Below are 3,229 nucleotides of genomic sequence, written 5' to 3'. Positions count from 1 at the left end.
ACAAGATCGCCAGCTCCCCTTCCCCTTGGGTGACATAGTGCAGTTGAATGCCATTGGTAAGGGCATAGCCGTGCTGCCAGGTTCCCATCTTGGCGGCTACCTCAGGAGGAAGACGGGGGATCCCTGCTTCTGCCATGTCGTCTGCTCTCGAGCTAACCCATGATTTGGTATCCACCCATACTAACCTTTGCCGTTGGTCTTCCCTTCGCCGGTGCAGGTTTTTTGAGAGGCATCTCACGAGGAAAGCTTAAAAGAAGTCTGCGGGTGGAAAGGTCGGATGAACACTAACGCAGAAGGCCACAGCCCAACATCTCCTCAAAGTGTTGCTATTTTGGGAGCCGGGGCTTGGGGAAGTACCCTGGCGATGCTGGCTCAGGGGCAAGGGCACCGGGTGCGGGTTTGGAATCGCCGCAAGGGCCTGGATTTGGCAGAAGTGCTCCAGGGATCCCAAATCCTCATCTCAGCCGTCTCTATGGCGGGGGTACGCCCTGTGGTGGAAGCGGTGCGCCAAGTGGGGATCCCGCCGCAGGCAATTTTGGTCTCGGCCACCAAAGGGTTGGATCCACTGCAGCTTCTGACCCCTACCCAAATTTGGGGGGCCACCTTCCCGGAGCAGCCCCTGGTGGTGCTTTCGGGGCCTAATCTTTCGGCGGAGATCCGCCAAGGCTTGCCGGCAGCGGCAGTGGTGGCCAGCCGGGATCCCTGGGCCGCTGTGCAGGTGCAGTATGCCCTTTCCTCGGAGCGGTTCCGCCTCTACACCAGCAGTGACCCGTTGGGGGTGGAGCTGGGTGGCACTCTGAAAAATGTCATTGCCATCGCTGTTGGCGTGTGTGATGGCTTGCAACTGGGGGCCAATGCCCGTGCGGCTCTGGTTACCCGCGGCCTGGCAGAGATGATCCGGGTGGGATCCAAGCTGGGGGCACGGGCAGAAACCTTCAACGGCCTGTCGGGGTTGGGGGATCTGCTGGCCACCTGTCACAGTTCCCTCAGTCGCAACTACCGGGTGGGCTACGGGCTGGGCCAGGGCAAGCCTTTGTCGCAGATTTTGGCCGAAATGGAGGGTACTGCCGAGGGCGTTTACACAGCTCCGGTCGTTGTAAAAATTGCCGCCCAACACGGGATCCCCGTGCCCATTACTCAAGAGGTTCACCAGTTGCTGCAAGGGCAGACCACTCCCACCGCCGCTCTCGCCCGCCTGATGGAACGACAACTGACCTCAGAATAGGCTGCCCTCCCCCCCGGCCCCTCTCCCAAAGGAGGAGAGGAGTTTGGGCTACCTGGCATAACCGCAAATCTACGGACAAGGAAAGTTGTCCCTCACGCTACCAGGATTTTTGCAGAGCCGTGGGATCCCAGAATGAGCGATTTGGCGGAGTTTTTTTCCTCAGGGTTTCCCTACACTGCCCCTATAGTTCTTTTACTTGCTCCTGCATCAACTCGGATCTCTGTTGCTCCGGGAAGTGGATAGTGGGCCCGACAGGCTGGGCTGGGTTTTTGCTTGCTTTTTTACAAAGTTATGTCCAAACGCATCTTGGTGATTGAAGACGAACCCTCCATCCGTACCTACCTGCAGAAGGTGTTGCAAAGAGCGGGGTACGACGCGGTGGCGGCCACCGATGGAGAGGAGGGTTTGCAGATGGTGCGCACGCTGATGCCGGACTTGGTGTTGTGCGATGTGGTGATGCCCAAGCTGAACGGCTATGGGGTGCTGGATGCTCTGAGATGGGATCAGTCCACGGCTCACATCCCCTTTGTCTTTCTCTCCTCGAAAATCTCTCCCGAAGAGATTGAACAGGGGTTATGCTTTGGCTCCGATGCCTATTTGACGAAGCCCGTTGACCAAAAACACCTGTTGAAAGCCGTTGCTGCCCAATTGTCTTGAGTTGACCGCCTTCCGCATACCCGAACGGTCGGCTGGAAACTCTGGGTGCAGTTGTGTTGATTGAACTGGAGACATTCCCCTAGTGCTCCCACCGGATCCCCAGAGCGTTGATGAGGGTGTTAACAGGCCCGAGCCTTCTGCCGTTGTCGCTGTTGGCGTTCTAGAGCTTCAAACAGGGCTTGAAAGTTGGCTTCGCCAAAGCCTGTGGCTCCACCCAACCGTTGGATGACCTCGAAAAAAAACGTGGGCCGGCCAAACAGAGGCTGAGTGAAGGTTTGCAACAACAGGGGGGGGTGTCGGGAATCAGAGGCAGGCAAGGTGGTATCCAAAAGGAGCTGCTGCTCCACCAAGTCGTGCCAGGAGATGGTGGGCAACCCACCAGAAGGGAGTACTGCTCCAGAGGCCAGCTCCCTTGCCAGGTTTGTGTAGTACTCCGGTGGCACCTGCAGAAAGTTTACGCCTCCCTGTCGCAGCCGGCGCACACTGGCGAAGACATCTGAGCTGTGCAACGCCGCATGTTGCAGGCCAGGGCCATGATGGGCATCCAAAAACTCCTGGATCTGGGAAGCGGCACAGGTGGGCTCGTTGATGGCCAACTGGATCCCGGCTTCAGGATCTCCCACCACCACACTTTCTAGGCCAGAGGTGTTGGTGCGGATGCTATAGCGATACAGAGACCGCCAACCCAGCACCTGCCCATACCAATCTGCCGCTGCCTGCAGGGATCCCTGCTCCACGTTCAATACCAGGTGATCCCAGTGGGAAAACAGGTTCTCCTCAGCAGGGGCTGAATCGGGGATCCCTGAGCTGGGGATCAAAGAATGCCTGAGTCCATAAGGAGTGCGCAGGCACAGAGCAGGGCAGCCTTCGTCTTCTGCCGGGATCCACTCCACTTGGGCTCCTCGCCTCTGCAAAAGCTCTGCCAAGCCCAACAGCTCTTGCTCCTCCACCGCCAAGGCCACATCCACCACCCCAGGCGAATGTTGCTGCAAATAGCGATCCACCTCATCCCCGGCGTGAGCCGGCTGAGATAGGCGCAAGCGCAGGGATCCCTGACGCAGACAGAGGGTACTGCCGAGCTGTCCTTCCATTCGGAAGCCCCAAACCTGACAAAAGTGTTCCTGCCAACGGGGCAGATCCCAAAGATAGAAGTGCAGGTGATGGATCCCTTGGACGATTCGATTGGACTGGTTCATAGAGCAAAGCACTGCTAACGCGAACGTCGAGTGTCCTGACGTTCTCACGGCAACAGACGACCTGGGCCGTCCTACCTCAGCATAGGCCCGCCATTTGCCGATGGAAAAGCGTAAAACAACGTTAAGAAGATATTAAAACAGCATTAAAAAA

General features: G+C 57.8%; 3 protein-coding genes. 2 read left to right on the top strand and 1 reads right to left on the bottom strand.

Annotation, left to right across the window (positions count from 1 at the left end; genetic code table 11):
- Positions 1-277: 277 nt before the first annotated feature.
- Positions 278-1,225: an NAD(P)H-dependent glycerol-3-phosphate dehydrogenase gene (locus NW856_RS05380; RefSeq protein WP_414399437.1), complete on the top strand. Its 948-nt coding sequence runs from the start codon at positions 278-280 to the stop codon at positions 1,223-1,225.
- A 291-nt stretch (positions 1,226-1,516) separates the two neighbouring features.
- Positions 1,517-1,882, top strand: a complete 366-nt coding sequence (locus NW856_RS05375) for a response regulator (protein ID WP_414355726.1) — start codon at positions 1,517-1,519, stop codon at positions 1,880-1,882.
- A 119-nt stretch (positions 1,883-2,001) separates the two neighbouring features.
- Here NW856_RS05375 and NW856_RS05370 read toward each other — a convergent pair whose 3' ends face one another.
- On the bottom strand, positions 2,002-3,078 hold the full coding sequence (locus tag NW856_RS05370; RefSeq protein WP_414399436.1) for a VOC family protein: 1,077 nt from the start codon (positions 3,076-3,078) through the stop codon (positions 2,002-2,004).
- Between the last annotated feature and the right edge of the window lie 151 nt (positions 3,079-3,229).

Origin of the sequence: Synechococcus sp. R3-13, from assembly GCF_047462195.1 — a bacterium.
Lineage (GTDB): Bacteria > Cyanobacteriota > Cyanobacteriia > Thermostichales > Thermostichaceae > Thermostichus.
Note: the sequence above shows the minus strand (reverse complement) of the source record. Positions and strands in the feature narration are given on the sequence as shown.

Coding starts and splice junctions, on each gene's coding strand:
- NW856_RS05370 (WP_414399436.1), bottom strand. CDS start 3,078: ATGAACCAGTCCAATCGAATCGTCCAAGGGATCCATCACCTGCACTTC.
- NW856_RS05380 (WP_414399437.1), top strand. CDS start 278: ATGAACACTAACGCAGAAGGCCACAGCCCAACATCTCCTCAAAGTGTT.
- NW856_RS05375 (WP_414355726.1), top strand. CDS start 1,517: ATGTCCAAACGCATCTTGGTGATTGAAGACGAACCCTCCATCCGTACC.